Source organism: Leuconostoc citreum (assembly GCF_004354555.1).
Lineage (GTDB): Bacteria > Bacillota > Bacilli > Lactobacillales > Lactobacillaceae > Leuconostoc > Leuconostoc citreum.
In genome coordinates this window covers 129507-155523 of sequence record NZ_PUFH01000002.1, presented here as the reverse complement: position 1 = coordinate 155523, position 26017 = coordinate 129507, and the positions used below count along the sequence as shown (strand labels likewise).

Sequence of the window (26017 nt, the reverse complement as noted above, 5' to 3'; positions counted from 1 at the left end):
AAATCAATACACACTATTGTATCAGAATTTGGCACCTAACGTCGTATTTTTGTATGTCAAAATCAAACGCCTCACAGCGTATTTGTTGTGAGGCGTTTATTATCATTACCAAATTTGCACACGCAATGATGGGTCTAACCACATCTTATCTGTAGCTATTACGCCAAACGTGTTAAAGAACTCATCAAAATTCTTAACTTGGACATTAACTCTTAATTTTGCCGGCCCATGTGGGTCAGATGCCGCCAATAATTGCATATATTCTGGTCGTGCTTTCATACGCCAGATGGTTGCCCAACTTTCAAAGAAGGCACGCGCTGAAAAGTCATCATCTAATTTAGCAGCAGCTAATGCAGCGGCTAAGCCACCTAAATCAGCCACATTTTCCGACACAGTCAGCTTACCATTAACCTTGGCACCATACGATTCTAAACCATCAAATTGTGCCACGACTTGATCTGTTCGTTGTTTAAACGCCTTAAAATCCGCATCAGTCCACCAGTTATTAAGACTACCGAACTCATCAAATGCTGCACCATTAGTATCAAACGCGTGTGATATCTCATGTGCAATCACTGCACCAATACCACCATAATTGGCTGAAGATGATTGCGAGAGATCATAAAATGGCGCTTGAAGAATAGCCGCTGGAAAGACGATTTGATTCTGCTGCGGATCATAATAAGCATTCACTAAGTGCGCAGGCATATGCCATTCACTACGATCGACCGGTTGCTGCCACTTAGACCACTGATACGCTACTTCTATTTGTCTAAACTTTAGTGCTGTCTCAAATAGCGTAGCGTCGGGGTCGACAATTTTCTTTGCTAAACGTGCAGGCAACTGCTCTGGATAGCCAATGTGTGGCACAATAGTATCTAACTTGATAACTGCTTTTTTCTTTGTTGTCTCATTAAGCCAGTCATTTGTTTCCAAACGCTGTTTGAAGACATTAATCATCGTGGCCACTTTCGCCTCGACATCCGCTTTAGCTTCAGGAGAAAACTGTTGTTGCGCGTAATAATAGCCAATCGCTTGATTAAATGGCTGCGCCGCCAAGTAAAAAGCGGCTTTTTCCGCAACCATCGCTTCAGGCAGACCCGTCAGAGCACGCTGATACTGACCACCAAGCACCCGTACCTCATCTGACAAATAAGCTGTAAACTGGTTTGCAACAGTCACAATGAGATAAGCTTGCAACAATGGCCAAGCTGCCTCCGAGTAAAATTGTGGTGCCGCAGCCCAAAAACGCTCTTCAGGAACAATAATTTTATCTGGCTTTTGACCGACTAAGGCAATGATAATTTCATCTAATGGCAATTCAGGTGCAAGTGCTGTGAATTCAGACCATTTATAAGGGTGGTATAATTTCGCGTATTCGTGACCAGCTTCTTGGCTAAGCACAACAGCCGCCGCCTTGGCATCTAACGCTAAATAGCGTGTGATCAAGTCCTGCACTTCATCCTCTGAGAAACCAAACTTGGGTAATAATGCTTCCTGCGCCTCACGAAATTGCTTTAAAAGCGCTTGGCCTTGCTCATGGCCAGCTTCATAATAGGTTGTATCAGGCAACACTAAATCAAAAGCGCCGGCCCATAAAACATTCGTACGTGCATCTTTAAAATCAGGTTCAACCGCAAAAGGTAACGCATTTGGTAAGCCTTGTTGTTCTAAAGTCACAATATGCTCGGCAAAATCTGAAAAGGACGTATATCGCTGATATTGCTCTAATAATTTTTTAACCGGCGCTACACCTAATGCATCACGTGTAACAAAATCTGTCGCGAGGTGGTGATAGGCAATAAATTGCTTTAATATCGGTGATTCTGGTAATGCCTTGCCTTGCTGCCATTTTTTTGTTGTCGACACCAACCATTTTTCAATATCATCGGATAGATCACTAAAGCCGCCCGTACGTGGCTTATCATTGGGAATAACAGCTTGTTTTTCCCATTCCCCGTTTACTGCTTCATAAAAATCATCTTGCAACTTCACCATACTTTACCACCTTTATTTAATAGTTAATTATAATCATACACGTTGTTAACGCATTTATCACAAATCCACTGCACCATAAAAAGCCATAACTTTACCGTTTAAAAGGATGTTATAGCTTTTTCAATCATCGCTGCGCCGCTTTGTAGGTAGCAGCTTCTTCTGGTGTTGCCAAAACAAAATGACCTGGATTAACTTCAATCATGTCTCTTTTCTTACCATCAGTTTCAACACTCGTATCATAGTCGACATGCTGTCGTGCCTTTTCCACTTCTGGATCAGGTACGGGGATGGCAGATAACAGACTCTTTGTATAAGGATGTAGTGGGTGATTATAGACAGCATCAGCAGAACCAATCTCTAATAATTTACCCCAATGCATTACACCAATACGGTCAGAAATATATTTCACCATCGACAAATCATGCGCGATAAACAAATACGTCAGTGAGTGTCGTTGCTGTAATTCTTTCATCAAATTAACAACCTGCGCCTGAATAGATACATCAAGTGCCGAAATAGGCTCATCTGCAATAATAAACTTTGGATCAACAGCCAAAGCACGTGCAATACCAATACGTTGACGTTGCCCACCAGAAAACTCGTGTGGATAACGCGTCGCATGATCTTTATTCAACCCGACAAGGTCAAGTAACTGTTGCACTTTTTGATTGCGATCAGCTTTTGACTCAGCTAATTTATTGATATCAATACCCTCTGCTATGATATCTCGCACCTTCATTCGACCGTTTAGACTGGCTTGGGGATCCTGAAAAATCATTTGTGCATTTTTACGAAACTCAGATAGTCGCCTGCCTTTAAGGTGCGTAACATCTTTGCCTTCAAACAAAATATCACCAGCTGTGGGTTCGTACAACTTAAGTATTGTCCGGCCAATTGTTGTCTTTCCAGAACCAGATTCGCCAACTAAACCAAACACTTCGCCTTCATAAATGTCAAAACTAACATGGTCAATCGCACGAACTTCGTTAGACTTACCCTTATTAAAATATAATTGTAAATCTTTCAGCTCAACTAACTTTTTTGGTGTTCCTTCAGTCATAATTAAGCCTCCTGTCCTTGAATTTCTTGCCAATGTGCCCAACGTTTTTGGATTTTTTCAGGCGGTGTGACTTTAGGTGCTCTTTCATCAAGTAACCAAGTCGCCGCATAATGCGTGTCACTCACCTTAAAGAATGGTGGTTCTTCTTTTGAATCAATCGCTAATGCATAAACGTTACGCGAGGCAAAAGCATCACCTTTTGGTGGCTCTAATAAATCTGGCGGTGTCCCAGGAATAGCTTCCAATGACCCAACTTCTGTATCTGTTGTCGGCATTGAATTTAACAATCCCCATGTATAAGGATGCTGTGGATTAAAAAATATTTCATCAACCGTGCCATACTCAACAATTTTGCCGGCATACATCACCGCAACACGGTCGGCCATACCAGCAACAACACCCAAATCATGGGTGATAAAAATAATTGAACTGGCAGTTTCTTCTTGCAGCTGTTTCATCAAATTTAAAATTTGTGCTTGGATTGTTACATCAAGCGCTGTTGTTGGTTCATCAGCAATTAAAATTTCAGGGTCTGCTGCTAAGGCAATGGCCACAACAGCACGCTGACGCATGCCACCAGACCATTGATGTGGATAATCGTTAATATGCTCTTCAGCATTGGGAATCCCAACACCTTTCATCAGTTCCAGCGCACGCGCTAAAGCATCTTCTTTTTTCATCTGACGATGTTTAATTAACGGCTCAGCAATTTGCATGCCAATTTTCATCGTTGGATCTAGACTTGTCATAGGGTCCTGAAAAATCATTGCAATCTCATTACCACGAACTGATTGCCACTCATTTTCCGTTAAGTCCAACAAATTACGATCTTTAAACAACAAACGTGAATTATCAGGAATAGCAGCGTTTTTAGCATTTAAGCCCATAAGTGTTTTTGTTGTGACTGATTTGCCCGAACCGGATTCACCAACAATCGCCAACGTCTCGCCTTTATTTAAATCAAAAGAGACATCCCGAATCGCTTGCACTGTACCAGCATAGGTATTGAAGTTAACGTGCAAATTTTCAACTTTTAAAATTGGATTATTTAACATATTTGCACACCTCTTAATCTTCACTCGCACGTGGGTCAAATGCATCGCGTAGCCCATCACCTAATAGAATGAACGCTAGCGAAATCAAAACCAACATGACGGCAGGAATTAATATTTGATAAGGATAGAATTGTAACATTGCTTGCGCATCAGCAATCAATGAACCCAATGAGGCCGTTGGTGGCTTAACCCCCAAGTTAATGGCAGACAACACAGCTTCAAACATAATAGCATTCGGCACAGTCATCATGACTTGAACAATAATTGTCCCAGCCATATTCGGAATAAGGTGTTTAATAGCAATTTTTGTTGAACTTTCACCCAGTGATTTTGCGGCTAACACATAGTCACGTTCCTTCAATGATAATGTCATGTTACGAACCTGTCGCGCCATACTTAGCCAGCCAGTCATAGCAATCGCTAAAATAATAGACAGGACACCACTGCCAAGTAGTAACCCAAGCATTGTGACAATAATCAAGTTTGGGATAGATGATAGAATTTCGATAATACGTTGCATGACATTATCAATCCAACCACCTTTCCAACCGGAAAAGACGCCATAAGCAACGCCAATTAATAAGTCAATCAGCGTAGCGACAATCGCAACTAACAATGAAATGCGCAGGCCAACAATCACACGTTTTGCAACTGATCGACCAATGTTATCCGTACCCAAAATAAATTTCTTGCCGTCTGGTACGCCTTGTGAGGCGTAGACATCAGTTGCTGAATTGTCTCCTGGTGCCTTGATTTTCCCATCCCAACCTGGAATAGGTAATCCTGAATTTGGTGGTAAGTTCTTATAAACGCCAACTTTATCAGAGTTAAATGAATTAGCCGCTTTTTGCGGTACTAAAATATTAGATACCACTGCAAACGCCATAATAAAAATTAAAAACCACATTGAAATGACCGCTAGCTTGTTAAGCTTTAGTCTACGCCAAGCATCTTGCCAAAACGACAGAGCCGGCTTTGCGATATGTTCGTTGGCATCAGAGCTTTGTGCGCCAACGATGACAAAATCTTCAGTATTTGCTGCCATCATAAGCCTCCTTATTGCAAACGAACACGTGGATCAACAATTGCTGTTAAAATATCTGTAATCAGAATCATTACCATTAACATTGCAGCATAGACAATCGTTGTTCCCATAATTACCGGAAAATCCTTTGACGGAATTGACAGCACAAATTGCTGACCAATACCTGGGATGGAAAAAATTTGTTCAATCAATGTTGAACCAGTTAGCAAAGCCGCTGCCATCGGTCCAATCAAAGTCAAAACAGGAATCATTGAGTTGCGATAAGCGTGTTTATTAACAATTTCTTTATCACTTAGCCCTTTAGCCTTGGCTAATTGTACATAGTCTGAACCGAGCGACTCAATCATTTCCGAACGAACAAATCTCGTTGTCACTGCCGCTGGGCTGGCAGCTAAAGCTAATGTTGGTAATATTGTCTGCGAGAATGTACCCCAGCCAGAAACTGGGAACAATGGCCACTTAAAGCCAAACAAATACACAAGAATAATACCCAAAATAAAACTTGGTACAGAAATCCCCAGCGTTGATAAAATACCAGATACGCCATCAATTTTGTTGTTCTTATTACGAGCAGAAATAGCACCCATAAACAAACCAACAATAACACCTACAACCAAGGCTTGTGCCCCTAACTGAGCAGATACAGGTAACCGCTGGCCAATTAGCATGCTAACAGGTTGGTTTTGATATTGGAATGAAATGCCAAAATCACCATGAGCTGCACCAACAAGATAATTCAAATATTGTTGCCAAAGTGGTAAGTCTAACCCATAAGTGGTTTTCAACTGTGCCAATGCTTCGGGTGTCAATTTGGGGTTGTTAAACGGTGTTCCTGGCATAATTTGCATTAAGAAGAACGTCGCTGTAATAACTAAAAACAGTGTGAAAATCATCAACACTAGTCTTTTTAAAATGTATTTCCACATAATATGACTTCCTATAATTAACAAAATAAGAATTAACTGACGTCAATCCTTATTTATCCATTCAATATAATTAATTATAACAGTGTTTACTTCTTCACTGCCAACTTCCAGTCTTGATTCAAACCAGTCGTATTAATAACCATCCCTGTAACCTTAGGATTCTGCAATGAGTATCCTGAGCGGAAATACAGCGGGTTAATGTTGCTATCCTTAAACAAAGCGGCTTCAGCGGCTTTGTAGTCCTTATCACGTGCTGATTGGTCAAGAACATCAGTTGTTTCGGCCTTCTTTACAGCACTTGTGTAAGTATCGTTCTTGAACTGGCCATTATTATATGAAGCACCATCCTTGAACAAATCATAGTAAGTTGAACCTTCAGGATAATCACCACCCCAAAGCGTTACTACAACATCAAAATTTTGTGTTTGAGAATCTTTGATACGCTGTTGGAATGGTACCAGTTTTTCGTTTATTTTCAAACCTGGCAATGCTTTCTCCCAAGAACCTTGAAGATAGTCTAATGTTGATTTTGCTGCTGGACTGTCAGCATCAGAAGTAATTGTCAAACTAGCACTCTTTTCGCCCAACTCTTGTAAACCTTCTTTAAACAAATCGGCTGCTTTCTTAGCGTCGAAAGTATAACCTGGTGCAACATATTTAGCTAAATCTCCACCAGAAGAAGTTTTAGCTAAGTCTTCCGGTACTAGCCCACTTGCCGGTGTAGAAATACCAGATGTCACTTGATCTGTTAATTCTTTTCGGTTAGTAGCCAGATTCAAGGCTTCACGAATCTTAGCATTAGACAGGAATTTGTTTTTTCCTGTTTGATTATATTCTAAGAATGCCGTTGTTGCCTCTGGCGCCTTTACAGCATCTTTATTATTTTTATTTGCCTTATATAATTCCGGTGTATTTGCTATTGAAACACGGTCAATTTTGCCCTGCTTATATAATTGCACAGCAGTATCAGGCTTTTGAACGACTTGAACATCAATTTCTTTTGTTTTAACATTCTTGGCATCCCAATAATTATCATTTTTCACCATTTTGAATGTGTTGTTCGTACCATTCCAACCTTGTACTTTATATGGGCCAGAATAGAGTGTTGTATCAGAATTAGTAGCATACTTCTTGCCTTGCTTATCAACATAACTCTCTTTTTGTGGCATGAAGTTAGTAAATGTTAACAAATACTCAAATTGTGGTAATGGTCGCTCTAATTGGAACGTGATTGTATTACCTTTTGCAGTAACACCTAATGTATTAACAGCTGCTTTACCGGCAGAAATTTGATCAGCATTCTTTACACCAGAAGCCAAATAGGCATATTGAGAAGCTGTCTTTGGATTAACAATACGCTGCCACGTATAGACAATGTCTTGAGCTGTCAACTTTGAACCGTCAGACCACTTCAATCCATCTTTCAAAACAACTGTATATGTCATACCATCTTTCGATGCTTTAACAGATTTGGCCAATTCTAGTTGTGGCTTCCCTTTTGAATCAACACGCATCAAGTTAGCACCTGAGTTACCAATAATTGTACCTGAATAAGTGTCAGTATTCTTAGAAATATCCAATGTCTGAATTGGTGTTGGCAATTGGAATGACAAATTTTTGCCACCATTTGCTGAACCGCCCCAGAGGCCTGCAGCACGTGTACCGGCACCGACAACGACTACTGCTGCTGCACCAATGGCTACCTTTTTCCATGTTTCCATAGCATATATCCTCCCGAGATATAATTGTGTTATTTTAAGCTTCTTGATTAACAGATATTAGTATACCATGTGTAATTCTCATATACAACTAATTATTTGTTATTTTTTTGAAATAATAAGTATTTAACACGTTTTTATTAGATTATTAACATAATATTTAGTCCATTATTACGGACTAAATACCACTTTATGCTAACTTATGATCAGCCCATCTGGCAATTAGCGACAAACCATAATTCAAGACAAAGTAGACTAGCGTGATTGCCACTAATACAGGAATAATGTAGGTTGAATTTTGTGCATAGATAATTTGACTACGATATGTCATCTCAGCCAGCACGATTCCCATTGCCAAACTTGTATCTTTCACCAGTGAAATGAGTTGTGAAATGATTGGTGGAATCATCTTTTTGTAGGCTTGTGGCAGAATAATATAAATCATTGTTTGCATATTACTTAATCCGTTAGCACGGGCACCTTCAAACTGGCCAATATCAATTGACTCTAGTCCACCACGAACAATTTCAGCTAACATGGCAGATTCAAAAGTACTCATAGCCACAACAGTTGCCCAAAAGATTGGTAAGTGAATACCTATTTTTGGTAAAGCAAAGTAGACAAAGAAAATAATTAGTAGCAACGGCAAGTTTCGAATAACATTGTTAATCGTCCCAACGAATTTAGAGAAATAAGGCAATCGCTCAAATTGGATGATACCAACAACAGACCCGAAAATTAAACTTAAAATAACAGATATAATCGACACACCAACAGTAATTCCAAGTCCACCTAACAAGTACATGACATTCTGTGGTGTGAAGGCGCTAAAAATTCCTAATGTAACCATAATTCCTCCTTACGCCGCGTGCTTGAGCTTACGCTCAAGATGTTGCATGTAATAGCTTAGTGGTAGTGTAATAATTAAGTATAAAATACCAACAATGATATAAGTACTAAAAGTTTCAAATGTATTAGCGGCAATCATATTACCTTGATACATTAAATCCAGACCACCTACGAAAGCTAGTATCGATGAATTTTTGACTAAATTAATAAATTGGTTGCCTAGTGATGGTAAAGCCACTCGGAACGCTTGTGGCAAAATAATGTACTGCATAGCTTGCGCAAAAGACAAACCATTTGCACGGGCGCCTTCCATTTGCCCACCGTCAATTGATAAAATGCCTGCACGAACTGTCTCGGCAATGAACGCAGATGTATAAAGCATCAATGCAATTGTTCCCGACATAAAGCCGCTCATTTTAACGTATTTTGATACGACAAGAAAGAAGAAAAATGTAATAATCAACAACGGAATATTACGAAATACTTGCACATAGACATTCCCTACCTTGCGCACCCACTTTTTAGGCACAATTTGCATAATGGCAAAAGCTGTGCCTAAAATCATAGATCCGACCAAGGCAATTAAGCTAGATAGTAATGTGTATCCGAACCCTTGCATAAATGTTGGAAAATTATTTTGTAATAATGCCATTACTTCGCCTCCAAACTGTGCCAATCAAGCCCTGGCACATCACTGAACCATTTTTTAACGAGTTGATTATAGACACCATTTTCCTTAATTTTGGCTAATGCCTTGTTTGCTTCGCGAATCATCGGCTTTTGATTGTTATCAAAAGCAATACCATAAGGTCCATGCGTGAATGTGCCACCAGCTATATGGTAGTCAGGGTTTTCTGTTGCGAACCCGTATAAAATCGCATTATCTGTTGACATCGCTTGTCCTTGTCCACTCTTGAGCGCCTGCATGCCAGTCGCATAATCCTGAACAGCTAACACCTTAGCTTTTGGCGCAAACTTGGCAATTTCTGTTGCGGCTGTTGTGCCGACCACGACAATGATTGTATATTTGCTATCATTCATATCCTTAACAGAATTGATGCCAGAATCTTTTTTAACCAGAATTGATTGTCCCGCATCGAAATATTGGTTCGTAAAATCAATGATTTTCTCACGCTCAGGTGTAATTGTCATTGTTGACACAGAACCATCAATATTGGTGTTCTTAATCAATTGCATTTTCGACGAGGCAGACACCGGTACGAATTCTGCAGACATTGGCACGCCGGTTTGCTTAGATATTTGTACTGTTAATGCTTTCGCAATATCAATATCAAAGCCTTCTGGTTTGCCTGTCTTGGTGTTCATTAGACCAAATAACTTTGTATCAGCTTTAACACCCCATACAATACGACCAAGTTTTTCAACACGAGCTAACGTATCTTGATGCGCTTCGTTTTGCTTAGCTGTGGCTGTTGCCCACATTAAACCGAGGACAATAACGGCAGCTAAAACAATTGTTGCGATAATACCAAATTGTCTTTTTTTAGCTTTTTCCATAATAAGTTACACGTTTAGATGAACACTAAACGTCCCCTCCTCTACTTTTAATGATCAGCAACTTGACTCAAGAATTGCTTTGCACGTTCTTCCTTAGGATTTTCAAAGAATTCTTTAGTTGAACTATCCTCCAAAATTTCCCCATCTGCCATGAAGATAACACGGTCGGCAACTGCCTTAGCAAAGCTCATTTCGTGAGTCACGACAAGCATTGTCATCGAAGAGTCTTTAGCAATATCTCGCATGACGTCTAAAACATCACCTATCATTTCAGGATCCAACGCTGACGTTGGTTCATCAAACAATAACGCTTTAGGCTTCATAGCTAGTGAGCGTGCAATTGCTGCACGTTGCTTTTGACCACCAGATAGTTCAGAAGGCATATTGGCAGCTTTATCTGCTAAACCAACTTTTTCAAGTAGCGCCATTGCTTCACGCTTATTTTCAGCCTCATCACGCTTCAAGACCAAACGTGGTGCTAACATGACATTCTCAATCGTTGATTTATTATTGTATAAATTAAAATGCTGAAAAACCATGCCAACATTTTTACGGATACGATTCATATCAGTCTTGGGATCGTGTAAGTCAAAACCATTAACCAGTAATTGCCCTTCTTGAATTTCTTCTAAGCCATTCACCGTGCGAATCAGTGTTGATTTTCCAGATCCAGATGGTCCAATTAAAACAACCGTCTCACCTTCATCAATTTTTAAATTGATGTTTTTTAATGCGTGAAAATTACCGTAGTACTTTTCGACATTCTTGAATTCAATCATTGACATGAGTAGATTCTCCTTATTCTCGTCGGTGCGCCATTAGCAGCACACGGTTTAACAACAAAAAGATAGCACACCAAAACGCTACGACCAGTTTTACAGCATATCTATCCTATTCTTGCTCTAACTCTCATTATACCCGTTTTAAGGCATTTAGACCAAGAGTATGGTAGAAAACATGACATTACAATGTGAGTTTTTTAACATCAAAAATCGTTTGTTAATCTGACCCACCCCAATATCATAAATAATTAATGAGCCAAGCTATCAAAATCCATGCGCTAGCCAAACAAAGGTGACGCCACTTGTTAAGGCTCATTACCCCTGCAAATTCTCGTAGAAATGCTGTCATTCGGTAACGCCATACCACATCACCACCGCGACCTTGTGCTTGTACATTTTGTTTTTGCGCAAGCAATACTGCCCGGAAAACGTGATAATCACTGGTATAAAAGGTGAACGCTTGATTTTTCAATAGCTGATTACTGTATTTGATATTTTGATATGTGTTACGTGACTTATCTTCTAAACGTGTTTTTGAGATAGGTACTTGGTAGGTTAAAACAGCCCAATCGCGCATCGCTTTTGCTTCGCTCACCAACTCATCTTCACCCTGTCCGCCGGAAAAAATTATTATTGGATATATCGACATCAATTTTGCATCAGTTACCGCCGCACGAATTCTTGCATCAACAATCTTTCCAATCTTATAACCGTCAACCAAACCGCCACCTAAAACAACTATCGGCCCTTGCTTTGGTGCTTTTGTCACAACACTGTAGACTAAACTACTGATCAAAAAACGCATAAATTGCCAAACAAAATAAAATAATAACCAGGCTAACGTCCATCTCATGACCTGCCAATAACTCGTGACGATGAGCGCTACCGTATAAATACTAGCAGCCATAAAAGTCAGATAGTCACGCGATTTTTTCCAACTATACCAACTCATGCTGAATAATAATAAAAGACCAAAAATAACCGCAAGGGCCCCTACACAACTACCAAATCGATACCACACCAAACGATCGAATTGACCGAAGTACAAAACGCCTAGACTTAAGAACAGAACAATAAAAACCCCGTACGTGCCGACTGTCATCGTTGCGGGGTTTTCTCTAATTTGGTAGTATAATCCACCAATTAATAATACGATAAAAATAAAATAAACGATGGCTTCCATAGGGCTATTGTATCATTTTAAAGCGTTTCAAATCTGTTTATTGCATTTTTAGGCACACGGACTAGGTCCAAAGCAACTAATCGTTCTGCAATTTGGACTGTATTCCAAGCAGCACCTTTTAATAAATTATCTGAAACAACCCACATATGAAAAGCATCATCACTTTCTAAATCTGGCCTTACACGGCCAACAAAGGTTTCACGCTTACCTTCAGCATGAATTGGTTGTGGATAAAGTTGCGATTTTGGGTCATCTTCTAACACGACGCCGGCAGCTTGACTAATCGCCTTTTGAATACCTTCAGTTGTTGCACCAGCATGATCATCAGTTTCAAAGTAGACCGTCTCACCGTGACCAATTGGCACTGGTACACGTACAGCTGTTCCAGTCACTTTGACAGCTTTGGAATTCTTATCCCCAAACATAATCTTTTTTGTTTCATGAATCATCTTCCATTCTTCATGAGTATAGCCATCTGCTTCAAAAACATCAATTTGTGGCAAAAGATTATATGCTAATGGATAATGCTTTGCCGCACCTTTAACCGGTAAAATGTTTGCAACCATCTCTTCACCACGATTATAGGCATCTGTTTGTGTTTTAAGTTCTTCCAAAGCCGATTGTCCGGCACCAGAAGCCGCCTGATAGGTTGATACGATGACACGGCGTAAGCCATAAGCACGACGAATAGGTTCCAAAGCAACAACCATTTGAGTCGTCGAACAGTTTGGATTAGCAATAATTCCGTGATGATTGTTCAGTGCTGCCTCATTAACTTCTGGCACCACTAAGGGCACATCATCATGCATACGCCAGTAACTTGAATTATCAACCACAACTGCACCACGCTTAACTGCTTCTGGTGCAAATTGATGTGATACTGCACCACCACCTGAAGCTAAAACTAAATCAACATCATTAAAACTTTCTGGCGTTGTGGCTTCCACGGTTAATGCTTCGCCCTTGAACAGTAATTTCTTACCAGCCGACCGAGGTGAAGCTAATAATTTCAAATGCTTAACCGGTACCTTTGATTCTGCCAGCTGGGCAATTAAGCGTGTCCCAACAGCCCCTGTTGCCCCTAATATTGCTACATTATACTCACGCGCTACCATCTTACCATTCCCTCCCAGGTTGTGTTTCTCTCATCTAGTCTACTAAAATACGATGTAACCGATCTTGCATTCCGGTCATGATTTCCCACGGTGCCAGATCTGCATGCTGTGCGACATCTTCAATTGTGTTTTCTAACCCACCATCTTTTCCAATTAATGTTACTTTTGTACCAACTGGATACTCATGTGGTAAACGAATCATCAATTGATCCATTGCAACTTGCCCAACAATCGGCGCATATTGCCCATCAACAATGACATGAAAACCAGTCATTTTGCGTAACCAGCCATCACCATAGCCAATTGGGACAGTCCCAATCCATTCATTTTCAGAGGTGGTGTACTTGTGTGAATAACTAATACCTTCGCCGGCTGGTAATTCTTTCACAAAGTTCATTTCACTACGCAACGCCATCACTGGCGCCAGTTCTCGGCCATCCCACAATTCACCTCTTGATGGTTCGACACCATACAGTACGGTTCCAACACGAATAACTTCATGTGGTACTTCATTAGCATGATACATTGCTGCACCAGAGTTGGCGACGTGATAATATTCTGGTTCTGGTAAACCATCTGTCAACTTATGCCAACGCTGAAGTTGCATATTAAAATAGTCTGTATCAGCCGAATCTGATTCGGCAAAATGTGTGGCCAGTCCCACATAATCAAATATATCTCGATGAGCCTGCACATAGTCAATTGCCTCAGACAATGATTGTCGGTCTCTAAAACCAATTCTCCCCATCCCTGTATCGACACCTAAGGAAACATGTAATCGCTGTTCACCGGTGAGATACTGTGCTGCTTCTTGTAACCAATCAAGTGAGACAACAGTTGCCATAATATGTTGCACTGCCATTAGTTCAGCATATTCGGCGGGTGAAATACCCAAAATTAGTATTGGTGCAGTGATGCGTTCGTGGCGCAGTGCTAGTGCTTCGTCAATAATTGCAACAGCTAAACCATACACACCACCAGCAACTGCTGCTTTAGCTGTTGGAATTAAACCTAACCCATAGGCATTTGATTTAACGGCTAAGAAAATTTTTTCTGCACCCGAAACACGTTTGACAACAGCGACATTGTTTTTTAAAGCTTTTTGAGATATTTCAATTTGCGTCGGACGCGTAATCGCCTCTACCATGATTCACACTCTTTTCTCATAAAATAAAAATCCGCTTCTGCTGGGGGATAGCAGTCACGGATTACACTAAAAACTCGTTTCCGTCATAGCACCCCGCATATGCGACAGTGTAATAGCTATTAACTAGTACCCCAGCTAACTGATATGATAGTATCAGCGCTTCGGCCATATTCCCTTTGACACGTTTCATTGTATCTATCAATACTCCACGTGCGACTCATGTCTATGGCAACCTCTATGATTTTCTCATTGTTTTTATTTTATTCTAATGTTTTTATTTTGTCAAATGCTTTTACTATCTTCACTTTATCACGGTAAGGGGTTAACAATGCCAAAACAGCCAATTTATCGTATCGATACCACTGTTTGAGCCACTTGACATAAGGCCATATCTGTTGGTATTGTCTGGGACCATGATTCATGCGGGTATCTAGCCAACGCGTAATAAGCCGAAAAATATTCAGCCACAATGGCACATCCAAGACATAAATAATATCAGCTGCGCCAAACACGGCTTGCCCATGACGGTATTGAGTGCCTTCAATAATCCAATGGTTTTGGCGTACGACATGATTTAATTCTGTTTGTCTTTCAGCTGGCGTTTTATGAACATCCCCAGTTACCATTCGATGCCAATTTAACGTATCCAACGCAGTAACAGGGATGCCTGTTTGCTTACTTAATGCATTGGCAAAGGTGGTTTTACCACTCCCAACTGGACCAATAATTCTAATCTTCATAAAAAATGCCACACTATCTCACAATTCCGGTTCCCTGATAGACAGATTCTAACTGCTCGTAATAAAAAGGCCGAGAACTGCTTTATTAGTAGCCTTTCCCAACCTTTTATTATAACTGCACCACCAATTAACCATTGCTGATGGATATACTTACTTATCTTAATCCGTTTCGTTCTTAAAGGATAACGCAGCGACGTTTAATTCGCGATCACCAAAGCCTTTAGTAAAGCTGACTTCGTGGGAAACAATAATAACATTTCCCGGAAATTTATCAATAGCTGAGCGCAAGGCGTTTTTTGTTCCTTCGTCTAAGTGGTTTGTTGGTTCATCAAGAATTAAGAAGTTACTTGGTTTCATCTCCATAATTGCCAATTTAACCTTTGTTTGTTCACCACCAGATAGTTGTTGTAATGGTTTTTGTGCATTTTCTGCATTAATACCAGCCGCAGCAAGACGTGTACGCAGTGCTTTGGGTTCTAAAGTTGGGAAGCGATCTTGCATCTCTTGCAGTGGCGTTTTAGCATCGTTATCCCATTCTAAATCTTGATCAAAGTAGTTAACAATAGCAGATGGTGAAAACTCTGCTTCACCATGTAATGCTGGAATAACACCCAAAATGGATTTAATTAATGTTGATTTACCAGCACCATTGAAACCCTTGAAAACAATTTTTTGGCCGGTCGTAATGGAGAAGGTAACCGGCTCTAGAACAGGTGTCACATAACCAACAGATAGATCACTAACGGTTAATGCATTAGCTGATTGCGAATTGACATAAGGAAAATTAAACTTCGCTTGCAACGTCTCTGATGGTGGATCGATTTTATCCATTCGTGCCAACATCTTTTCTCGTGACTTAGCTTGTTTGGACGTTGACGCACGCGCTTTGTTTTTAGCAATAAACTTCTGCGCCTTTTCAATTTCACCCTGCTGTTTTTCATACTGGCGTAATTGTTGCTCTGCGCGCTCCTCTTTTTGGCGCATCGCCTTTTTAAATGAGCCACGGTACTTGGTGATTTTTCCAAAGGACAAATCAATAATTGCGTTAGTTACTTTATCCAGAAAGTCAAAATCGTGCGAGATAATTAAAGCAGCGCCTTCATATGTCTGCAAGAAATCTTCCAGCCAGGTAATATGTGCCACATCCAGATAGTTGGTTGGCTCATCAAGAATGATGACATCATCGTTTTCTAATAACAACTTAGCCAAAATCACTTTTGCACGTTGTCCGCCAGACATTTGCTCGAGTTCTCGGTCCCGACCAATGGCCTCCAACCCAAGACCAGAAATAACGCGTTCAATCTGCGTATCAACATCATAAAATCCTGCGGCGTCGAGTTCTTCTTGCATACGACCTGCACGCGTCAACAATTTGTCATTCATGGATTCAGCGTACTCATTGTAAAGCGCAGTGATGCGATCCTGCTTGTCATATAAGTCTTGGTAAGCAGTATGCAAAAAAGCTACCAAATTCATCCCATCTGGTATTTCTGCATATTGATCCAAATAACCAATTTTCAGACCCTTTTGCCATTCAATCTTACCAGACAATGGTAGTTCTTGGCCTGTAATGATTTTGATAAGTGTTGACTTACCCGCCCCATTTTGTCCAACAATGCCCATATGTTCATTCTGTTGTAATTCGAAGGCTGCGTCTTCGTATAAAGTTTTTTCTGCGTAGGCCATTGAAAGGCCACTTACTTCTAATAATGCCATAAGTTTAAGTTTACCATAAATTATATGTCTGTGGTAATGGATCCTTTGTTATTTAACATCAGTTGAAAATTAACACGATTCCGCTATACTTATAAGTATTATGAAACCACGTAAATTAAACATTAAAACAATTCCAGCAACTGATATCAATCGTGCCTATCGCTTTTGGCGTGATGTTTTTGATTTACCACAATCTGGTCATCAAAGTGGTCGTCATTTAATGTTGGACGGCGAGGATATTATCTTTGTGGTCGGTGAACCCACTGCCAACCTTGAATTACTTGTGCGTGATCATGCAGATGAATTACGTAAACATTTACGTAATAATTTTGTTGATATTATTGGTACGCCAGCACAACGTTTTGGACAAAAAGTTGCCTTTAAAATCAAAGACTCTGAAAATAATATAATCACGCTTGAAGCAAACCTATAAAAAAGAAGTGTAGTCTTTGACTATCACTTCTTTTTTATTTCAATAGTTTTAACATATCCAATAGTAAACTACTTAGAAAACCACCCAAAATCAAGAAAATCCACCAATAACTCGCCAAAAATTGCCAGAAATTCATACGTCGCCGTATATATTTACCAGTTCTTGGGTCAAACATAAACTCGTGTTTGTCGATTTTATCTACATCAACTGCTGTCTCTTCTTGTTGAACCGTACCAAGTACCAAAGAATCTAATGATGTCTCTAAAATCTCAGCTAATTTCACTAAATTTGTTAAATCCGGTGTGGCATCACCGGATTCCCATCTAGAAATTGCTTGCCGAGAGACAAATAGTTGATTAGCAATATCCTCTTGTGATAAACCACGTTCTGTGCGCATTCTTTTTAATTGTGTCGGCAATAGAATCGTCATCATCTCACCTCTCATTTCCTTTTGTTATCTTTATTATCAGCTATTCAATCTCAAAAAACTAGCAATAAATAATCAAAAAAACGCAATTAGCAACTAAACTGTGCGCACAGATTAGTTGCTATTACGTTTAAAGATAAGTATAGATATTGTTATATCAATCTTTCACCCAGTTGCGTCATGATTTAGACAGCACTTTCCTAGACACTGCGCTTGATATGATAATTCCCAAAGCCAAAGGCAATAATGCTGAATAATTTAAATGGGTAATCTCAATTAACATGAACATTGCCATAAAAGGCGCTTGCTGAGAAGCTGCCAATAACGTACCTGCGCCTAAAATAGCGCCTTGTCCCACCGAAACACCCGGTAAAAAAAAACTGAGAAGTAGTACTAACACAGCACCCAAGGCACTGCCTACTGCAATTGATGGTGTTAACGTACCCCCAGCAGCACCAGCTCGAATAGTTAACACAGTAATGATTACTTTCAATAATGCGCCACACACAAGTACCACAACCAGATGCATTTGTTGACTATTAATTGCGAATTGCGCCAACGATCGGCCATTTCCCATGATTTCAGGAAAAAAATAGGCAACCAAGCCAGTCATGAGCGCTATGGCTGGTAACTGCCACAAAATACTTTTTGATTTAGTCTGATTTTTTTCAGCCCACTGAAAAAAACGACGGAAAAAACCACCGGCTAAACCAGTCAAGGGCGCTAAAATCAAAATAAAAATAAAACTAGTTAGGGTAAACGTCATATCATGTAATATATAATACGGCTGAAAACCTTTAACAAGTGAACCAATTAGCATTGCAATGGTTGACATGGTTAAACTCACACCAACAGTACGCAATGTCATTTTTTTTAACAACACCTCAACAGAGAAAAACATCCCCGTAATGGGTGAAATGTATATACCGGCAAAACCTGCACCAGCAGCAGCAGTCATTAAAAGTCGGCGATCATCTGCTGAAAGTTTCGGGAAATGCCATTTTTCTAACAGATTTTCCCACTTTTGTGCTAAAAGTGCGCCCGCTTCTCGCGGCGCTAATTCACGACCAATTGATCCCCCAGTCCCAACATAAAAAATTTGTGTCATGACATGTAAGGTTGTCTGCCAAAAAGGCATTCGTTCACCGGACAAAGCTTTTTTGATACTAACAGTTGGGACTGTTTTTGTTCTTAACCCCCACCAAATCAGAGCCGCAATAACACCCCCGATTACCACAGAAATTAAGCGATCTATTGGTAACGTATTAATCGGTGCTGGTATTTTTGCTGTTTCTTCATAATGAAGAAAAAAATGTTCTACTACTTCTAACAACAATGACAGTAACAATGAACTAAAACCTACAATAACCCCTAAAAAAATTGTCGATAACGCCAGGACAATATTTTCTGGTTGTTGCCAATTTGGTCTCTCTTCATTCTCTCGTAATAAATTGAATCTCATCCTTGAGATGCCTCATTTCTTAATTGATTATCTGCCCAAATTGTTTGGTGGGCTAAAAAAGAAGCCTTGTTGATAGCTAATGCCAACATCAAATAATTTTTCTAATTGTCGTTGATCATTCACACCCTCAACAATCATCACTACATCATCATCTTGATGCTCTTCTTGAAACTGTTCTAGTCGCTGTTTAACTTCTTGGAATGGCAACTGCTGGACCATTTGATGTGAAAATTTAACCCCATCAATACCTAAGCGGCTCATGACGCAACTGTTAATATGCTTATGCGTATCAACATCATCCAATAAAATACGGAATCCTTGCCGCTTAGCATAACGAATAAACTGTATCAGCGCATGATCCTGACCACTATACTCACGCTCCGTAATTTCTAGTATGACGTGATTGGCAATATCTTTCACATCTTCCAAAAAGCGATAAGTTCTCTCGTATCCTAGTTGGATCGTCTCGAGATTAATTGATATATCACTGTTATCATGCTGCTGCATTACAACTCTGATTTGTTGCTCTGAAAAATCTAAGAACTCTTCGTTACCATCTTCTTCAGAAATCGCATCAAAAAAAGCCTGTCCTGGGAAACGGTTCGTCGTGCTATCACGCAATAAAAGCTCATAAAATCCAACTTTAAACTGGCGATAATCATCTAGCACCACAACGGGTTGTGTCGTAAAATAAAGTTTATTTTCCATAAAACGCATCGCCTTTCAATTGGGAAGGTTATTGTGTGCTGCATGTACTATTTGTCTTCGCGCGTATGCGCTTTACGTTGCTTTAAAACATCCAACCACCAAATGACAAATAAGTGAAACATGTATTATTGCTAAAATACATCTATTTTTCAATTATTGAATACTTTTAGATTATATACCAACTAGCCATTATTTATACGATGAATTTTAATTCCCTATCAATTGTCCAACCATTATAAGATATTTTCGACTTCAATCCGTGTTTGTTCTCGACCAGAAGTTTTCGCAACATATAGTAATTTATCCGCAATATCAAAGGTTTTAACTGGATCGAAATCATGATTTGCCAAGTAAGCAATCCCGGCCGAAAAACTAAGTTTTTGATCAAGTGATGCAATATCAACATTGCTGATTGAAGTCTGCAACATATCAAAGAGCGCTACCATGCTCTTCTCTTTCAATGTCTTAATTGTTACGACAAACTCTTCGCCACCATACCGATACAGCTCAAAATTATCTTCCCCTATCTCAAGCTTTAAACATTGATGTAGATGTTGAGAAAAAGTCACCAAAACTTGGTTCCCCATACTATGACCATATTGATCATTCACTATTTTGAAATAATCTAAATCAATCACTGCAATTGCTAACGTTTGTCGATTCAGCTGATGAGAACTAAAATCTTTATTTAAATGATATAAGTTATAAAATTGCGTTAATTCATCCTTATTTGCCTGTAACTTCAAGTCATCAACATCTGCCTTGCGCGCAATCAATGAGCGATTAAAACGATCAACTGCAATTATAAAAACAATTGCTGACATGGTAGCAATGATTATACCTTGTGTCGTATGCAAGCCATATGCCGGTAAAAAATAACCAAACAACCTTTCTAGGGCTAACATTACCACCGCAGCTAAACTCACTTTAATAAGTGGTGGCTTTTTAATAAAACTAATCAGCCACGTCGCACCATAATTTAAAAAGCCACTGGCAAACACTAACAAAGGTATTTCAATAGGTACCGGCGTTTTTAGAATCATATCCAAATACAGTATGATGACAATAGGTGTTAAGACAAAATATAGACGACCAATGGCTGGACTGATATAATAAAACACCAAAATAGTGAGTAAATAATATAAGTAGATATTACCAAATACTAGTTTAGAGACAGATAATAAGCTATATATTGATGGCAAAAACACCACAACCGTAATCAATTGCCAAACAATCGTATTAGGTTTCTCCAGAAAATTTAAAATTGTCAATAGTTTGATGCCTAAGCCAATAACCATTGTCGATAATATCAAGGTACTAATTATTACCGTCCACATAGGTCCTCCCAAAATCCACACATTGCAGTAAAAAACGACACTAACACTACACATTCTATCATATAAATTACATAAAACATATTAATAAGAACCCCATGATATAGGACTCTTATTAACTAAAAAAAATAGCCCCCCATTATTTTATCACTTTATAAATATTGTTTATTTTATATGTTAAAGAATTGTTAATCGTTTGTGAAATGATATACGTTCGTAATTTTATAGCTTATAATTCATTTGTTTCAAAGAATAATCACAAATGGAGGAGAGAATGTTTTGATTAAAGAGAGAAATGTACGAAAAAAGCTTTACAAGTCTGGTAAGAGTTGGGTTATTGGGGGACTCATTTTATCGACAATGATGCTGTCTATGACCGCTACTTCACAAAATGTTAATGCAGATAGCACAAACACAGTGACAGATAAGTCAGTTACTGTCTCCAATAATTCGAATACAACCAATCAACACGATACTGTCGTTGACCAACAAACGACACCTGTCAAAAATAACCAAACAACACAACAAATCGCCGCAAATGCCAACCAAGCAGAAAAAGTAAAAGCATCAGACACAACGACTGATACGCAAAAGCAAGCTGAAACGGCAAACAACACTAACAAGGATTCGATAGATAATCTCACCAAGCAGTTGCCGACTGTTACGCCAACAGCTAATCAAAAAACTGGTTATCTGGAAAAAGATGGTAAATGGTACTATGTAACCAGTGATAACACACTTGCTAAGGGGTTGACTACTGTTGACAACCACAAGCAGTATTTTGACAACAATGGCGTGCAGGCAAAAGGCCAATTCGTTACTGATAACAGTAAAACATACTATCTCGATTCTAACTCCGGTAACGCAGTAACCGGGATACAACAAATTGGCTCACAAACATTAGCCTTCAATGACAACGGTGAACAAGTTTTTGCTGATTTCTATACAGCGCCAGATGGCAAAACTTATTATTTTGACGATAAAGGACAAGCAACTATTGGTCTAAAGGCCATTAATGGGCACAATTATTACTTCGATAGTTTGGGACAACTAAAAAAAGGATTTACCGGTGTCATTGACGGTCAAGTACGCTATTTTGATCAAGAATCAGGACAAGAGGTATCAACAACCGACTCACAAATCAAAGAAGGTTTAACTTCTCAAACAACAGACTATACAGCACATAATGCCGTTCACAGCACCGATAGCGCTGATTTCGACAATTTTAATGGTTATTTGACTGCTTCTTCATGGTATCGCCCTAAAGATGTTTTAAGAAATGGTCAACACTGGGAAGCAACAACAGCTAATGACTTCCGGCCCATTGTGTCAGTTTGGTGGCCTAGCAAGCAAACACAAGTAAATTACCTAAACTACATGTCTCAAATGGGACTCATTGACAATCGTCAGATGTTCTCGCTAAAAGACAGTCAAGCCATGTTGAATATTGCTTGTACAACAGTCCAACAAGCAATTGAAACAAAAATCGGTGTGGCTAATAGTACAGCATGGCTTAAAACAGCCATTGATGATTTCATTCGTACACAGCCACAATGGAACATGTCGAGTGAAGATCCCAAAAATGATCATTTACAAAACGGCGCTTTGACTTTCGTCAACAGTCCATTGACACCAGATACTAACTCTAATTTCAGACTATTAAATCGCACACCAACAAACCAGACAGGTGTGCCAAAATATACAATTGATCAATCTAAGGGTGGTTTTGAACTCTTACTCGCTAATGATGTAGACAACTCTAATCCTGTTGTGCAAGCTGAGCAGTTAAATTGGTTACACTATTTGATGAATTTTGGTAGCATCACAGCAAACGATTCTGCTGCTAATTTTGATGGGATACGTGTCGATGCTGTCGATAATGTTGACGCTGATTTACTACAGATTGCAGCAGATTATTTCAAAGCTGCTTATGGTGTTGATAAAAATGACGCAACAGCAAATCAACATCTTTCAATTCTTGAAGATTGGAGCCATAACGACCCTGAATACGTGAAGGATTTTGGTAATAATCAACTCACAATGGATGATTACATGCATACCCAGTTAATCTGGTCGTTGACTAAAGATATGCGTATGCGTGGTACCATGCAACGCTTCATGGACTATTACCTCGTCAATCGCAATCACGATAGTACCGAAAACACTGCCATTCCAAATTACAGCTTTGTTCGCGCACACGATAGTGAAGTACAAACAGTCATTGCTCAAATTATTTCTGAGTTACATCCCGACGTAAAAAATAGTTTGGCACCAACAGCAGACCAGCTAGCCGAAGCCTTTAAAGTTTATAATAACGATGAAAAACAGGCGGATAAGAAATATACACAATACAACATGCCTAGCGCCTATGCGATGCTGTTAACTAATAAAGATACAGTACCGCGCGTTTATTATGGTGATTTATACACCGATGATGGTCAATATATGGCAAATAAGTCCCCTTATTTTGATGCCATCAACGGCTTGCTAAAGTCACGTATCAAATATGTTGCTGGTGGTCAGTCAATAGCTGTTGATCAAAACGATATCCTGACAAATGTTCGTTATGGTAAAGGTGCCATGAGTGTGACAGATAGCGGTAATGCAGACACACGAACACAAGGTATTGGTGTGATTGTCAGTAATAAAGAAAATCTGGCCTTAAAATCAGGCGACACGGTGACATTACACATGGGTGCCGCTCACAAAAATCAAGCATTCAGATTATTATTAGGGACAACTGCTGACAATTTGTCTTATTATGATAATGACAACGCCCCAGTAAAGTACACCAATGATCAGGGCGATTTAATCTTTGATAATACTGAAATCTATGGTGTCCGTAACCCGCAAGTCTCTGGCTTCTTAGCTGTTTGGGTGCCTGTTGGGGCTGACAGCCATCAAGACGCGCGTACTTTGTCTGACGACACAGCCCATCATGATGGCAAAACCTTCCACTCAAATGCTGCTTTAGATTCTCAGGTTATTTACGAAGGTTTTTCAAATTTCCAAGCTTTTGCCACAAACACTGAAGACTATACAAATGCTGTCATTGCAAAAAATGGTCAGTTATTCAAAGATTGGGGTATCACAAGTTTCCAGTTGGCACCACAATATCGTTCAAGCACCGATACCAGTTTCTTAGATTCAATTATCCAAAATGGTTATGCCTTTACAGATCGTTATGATTTGGGCTACGGTACACCAACAAAATATGGCACAGTTGACCAGTTACGCGATGCCATCAAGGCTCTGCACGCAAATGGCATCCAAGCAATCGCTGACTGGGTACCCGATCAAATTTATAATTTACCGGGTCAAGAATTAGCGACTGTCACACGAACAAACTCTTATGGTGATAAAGACACTAACTCAGATATTGATCAGTCGTTATATGTCATACAAAGTCGTGGTGGTGGTAAATACCAAGCACAGTATGGCGGTGCCTTCTTATCTGATATCCAGAAAAAATATCCAGCACTTTTCGAAACAAAACAAATTTCTACAGGGCTACCTATGGATCCTAGTCAGAAAATAACAGAATGGTCTGGTAAATACTTTAATGGCTCAAATATTCAAGGCAAAGGGGCTGGCTATGTCTTAAAAGACAGTGGTACCGATCAATACTATAAGGTTACATCAAACAATAATAATCGTGACTTCTTGCCAAAACAATTAACAGATGACTTATCTGAAACAGGATTTGTCCGCGATAACATTGGTATGGTCTACTACACATTGAGTGGCTATCTAGCTCGAAACACCTTTATACAAGATGATAATGGCAATTATTATTACTTTGATAGCACCGGCCATCTCGTTACTGGCTTCCAGAATATTAATAACCATCACTATTTCTTCCTACCAAACGGTATTGAACTCGTTCAATCTTTCTTGCAGAATGCTGACGGTTCAACGATTTATTTTGACCAAAAAGGGCGTCAAGTATTTAATCAATACATTACTGACCAAACCGGCACCGCCTATTACTTCCAGAATGATGGCACAATGGTCACTTCTGGCTTCACTGAAATCGATGGTCATAAGCAATACTTCTACAAGAACGGCACACAGGTCAAAGGGCAATTTGTATCAGACACTGATGGTAACGTTTTCTACTTAGAAGCTGGTAACGGCAACGTGGCGACACAAAGATTTGCACAAAATAGTCAAGGTCAGTGGTTCTATTTGGGTAATGATGGCATTGCCTTGACTGGTTTGCAAACAATCAATGGTGTTCAAAATTATTTCTACGCCGATGGTCATCAAAGTAAGGGTGATTTTATTACGATACAAAATCACGTATTATATACTAACCCACTAACTGGCGCTATAACGACAGGTATGCAACAAATTGGTGACAAGATTTTTGTCTTTGACAATACGGGCAACATGTTGACCAATCAATACTATCAAACACTAGATGGCCAATGGTTACATTTAAGTACTCAAGGTCCAGCAGACACTGGTTTGGTAAACATTAATGGTAATTTGAAATATTTCCAAGCTAATGGTCGGCAAGTGAAAGGTCAATTTGTGACTGATCCTATCACGAACGTGAGTTATTATATGAATGCCACTGATGGTTCGGCAGTATTTAATGACTACTTTGCCTATCAAGGCCAATGGTATTTAACGGATAGTAATTATCAACTCGTCAAAGGATTTAAAGTTGTTAATAATAAGCTACAACATTTTGATGAAATAACAGGCGTACAAACTAAATCAGCTCATATCATCGTTAATAATCGAACATACATTTTCGATGACCAAGGTTACTTTGTCTCAGTCGCTTAACTAA

The 26017-nt window shown here is 39.4% G+C and carries 21 protein-coding genes and 1 riboswitch; of the genes, 2 read left to right on the top strand and 19 right to left on the bottom strand.

The annotated features are described in order from the left end of the window. Nucleotides 1–105: 105 nt before the first annotated feature. The 15 genes from C5L21_RS01245 to C5L21_RS01175 all read right to left on the bottom strand — a co-directional run bounded on the left by C5L21_RS01245 (nucleotide 106) and on the right by C5L21_RS01175 (nucleotide 16852). The gene (locus C5L21_RS01245) at nucleotides 106–1998 is read right to left on the bottom strand and encodes a M13-type metalloendopeptidase (protein WP_085699357.1); all 1893 of its coding nucleotides are present in this window, start codon (nucleotides 1996–1998) and stop codon (nucleotides 106–108) included. Between the two features lie 124 nt (nucleotides 1999–2122). Beyond that, a complete protein-coding gene (locus C5L21_RS01240) occupies nucleotides 2123–3058 on the bottom strand; it encodes an ABC transporter ATP-binding protein (RefSeq protein WP_085699359.1) in 936 nt (311 codons plus the stop codon). A 2-nt stretch (nucleotides 3059–3060) separates the two neighbouring features. Continuing rightward, nucleotides 3061–4113, bottom strand: a complete 1053-nt coding sequence (locus C5L21_RS01235; RefSeq protein ID WP_004899600.1) for an ABC transporter ATP-binding protein — start codon at nucleotides 4111–4113, stop codon at nucleotides 3061–3063. A gap of 13 nt (nucleotides 4114–4126) precedes the next feature. Continuing rightward, entirely contained in the window at nucleotides 4127–5158 is a 1032-nt protein-coding gene (locus C5L21_RS01230; RefSeq protein WP_012305021.1) for an ABC transporter permease, read from the bottom strand. A gap of 11 nt (nucleotides 5159–5169) precedes the next feature. Next, nucleotides 5170–6084: an ABC transporter permease gene (locus C5L21_RS01225; protein ID WP_085699361.1), complete on the bottom strand. Its 915-nt coding sequence runs from the start codon at nucleotides 6082–6084 to the stop codon at nucleotides 5170–5172. A gap of 86 nt (nucleotides 6085–6170) precedes the next feature. Further along, nucleotides 6171–7805, bottom strand: coding sequence for a peptide ABC transporter substrate-binding protein (locus C5L21_RS01220; RefSeq protein ID WP_085699363.1), 1635 nt, complete (start codon nucleotides 7803–7805; stop codon nucleotides 6171–6173). Between the two features lie 187 nt (nucleotides 7806–7992). Next, entirely contained in the window at nucleotides 7993–8652 is a 660-nt protein-coding gene (locus C5L21_RS01215; protein ID WP_004899606.1) for an amino acid ABC transporter permease, read from the bottom strand. Between the two features lie 9 nt (nucleotides 8653–8661). Continuing rightward, a complete protein-coding gene (locus tag C5L21_RS01210; protein WP_004899607.1) occupies nucleotides 8662–9303 on the bottom strand; it encodes an amino acid ABC transporter permease in 642 nt (213 codons plus the stop codon). After that, nucleotides 9303–10169, bottom strand: coding sequence for a transporter substrate-binding domain-containing protein (locus C5L21_RS01205; protein ID WP_004899609.1), 867 nt, complete (start codon nucleotides 10167–10169; stop codon nucleotides 9303–9305). Before C5L21_RS01205 ends, C5L21_RS01210 begins: the two co-directional genes overlap by 1 nt. A 47-nt stretch (nucleotides 10170–10216) precedes the next feature. Beyond that, nucleotides 10217–10954 carry an amino acid ABC transporter ATP-binding protein gene (locus C5L21_RS01200; protein WP_004899615.1) on the bottom strand — a complete coding sequence of 246 codons (738 nt, stop codon included), beginning with the start codon at nucleotides 10952–10954 and terminating at the stop codon, nucleotides 10217–10219. Nucleotides 10955–11189: 235 nt separating this feature from the next. Then, nucleotides 11190–12134: a YdcF family protein gene (locus C5L21_RS01195; protein WP_085699365.1), complete on the bottom strand. Its 945-nt coding sequence runs from the start codon at nucleotides 12132–12134 to the stop codon at nucleotides 11190–11192. A 17-nt stretch (nucleotides 12135–12151) separates the two neighbouring features. Further along, on the bottom strand, nucleotides 12152–13249 hold the full coding sequence (locus C5L21_RS01190) for an aspartate-semialdehyde dehydrogenase (RefSeq protein WP_085699367.1): 1098 nt from the start codon (nucleotides 13247–13249) through the stop codon (nucleotides 12152–12154). A 34-nt stretch (nucleotides 13250–13283) separates the two neighbouring features. Next, nucleotides 13284–14396: an alanine racemase gene (gene alr / locus C5L21_RS01185; protein WP_004899619.1), complete on the bottom strand. Its 1113-nt coding sequence runs from the start codon at nucleotides 14394–14396 to the stop codon at nucleotides 13284–13286. 78 nt (nucleotides 14397–14474) lie between these two features. Continuing rightward, nucleotides 14475–14642, bottom strand: a riboswitch (Lysine riboswitch). A gap of 14 nt (nucleotides 14643–14656) precedes the next feature. Then, nucleotides 14657–15136, bottom strand: a complete 480-nt coding sequence (locus tag C5L21_RS01180; protein ID WP_085699369.1) for an isopentenyl transferase family protein — start codon at nucleotides 15134–15136, stop codon at nucleotides 14657–14659. A 159-nt stretch (nucleotides 15137–15295) separates the two neighbouring features. After that, nucleotides 15296–16852: an ABC-F family ATP-binding cassette domain-containing protein gene (locus tag C5L21_RS01175; protein WP_004899624.1), complete on the bottom strand. Its 1557-nt coding sequence runs from the start codon at nucleotides 16850–16852 to the stop codon at nucleotides 15296–15298. A 100-nt stretch (nucleotides 16853–16952) separates the two neighbouring features. On the opposite strand from C5L21_RS01175, the gene C5L21_RS01170 reads away from it, so the two are divergent. Next, entirely contained in the window at nucleotides 16953–17285 is a 333-nt protein-coding gene (locus tag C5L21_RS01170) for a VOC family protein (RefSeq protein ID WP_040189756.1), read from the top strand. A 34-nt stretch (nucleotides 17286–17319) separates the two neighbouring features. Here the strand turns inward: C5L21_RS01170 and C5L21_RS01165 are convergent, their stop codons facing one another. The 4 genes from C5L21_RS01165 to C5L21_RS01150 form a co-directional block, all read right to left on the bottom strand. Next, nucleotides 17320–17718 (bottom strand): helix-turn-helix transcriptional regulator, encoded by a 399-nt coding sequence (locus C5L21_RS01165; RefSeq protein ID WP_004899628.1) that lies wholly within the window; start codon nucleotides 17716–17718, stop codon nucleotides 17320–17322. A gap of 172 nt (nucleotides 17719–17890) precedes the next feature. Continuing rightward, nucleotides 17891–19174, bottom strand: a complete 1284-nt coding sequence (locus C5L21_RS01160) for a chloride channel protein (protein ID WP_085699373.1) — start codon at nucleotides 19172–19174, stop codon at nucleotides 17891–17893. A 27-nt stretch (nucleotides 19175–19201) separates the two neighbouring features. Then, nucleotides 19202–19882, bottom strand: coding sequence for an EAL domain-containing protein (locus C5L21_RS01155; protein ID WP_085699375.1), 681 nt, complete (start codon nucleotides 19880–19882; stop codon nucleotides 19202–19204). Nucleotides 19883–20115: 233 nt separating this feature from the next. Continuing rightward, the gene (locus C5L21_RS01150; RefSeq protein WP_085699377.1) at nucleotides 20116–21219 is read right to left on the bottom strand and encodes a GGDEF domain-containing protein; all 1104 of its coding nucleotides are present in this window, start codon (nucleotides 21217–21219) and stop codon (nucleotides 20116–20118) included. A 276-nt stretch (nucleotides 21220–21495) separates the two neighbouring features. On the opposite strand from C5L21_RS01150, the gene C5L21_RS01145 reads away from it, so the two are divergent. Then, the gene (locus C5L21_RS01145) at nucleotides 21496–26013 is read left to right on the top strand and encodes a glycoside hydrolase family 70 protein (protein WP_133285986.1); all 4518 of its coding nucleotides are present in this window, start codon (nucleotides 21496–21498) and stop codon (nucleotides 26011–26013) included. Nucleotides 26014–26017 lie beyond the last annotated feature (4 nt).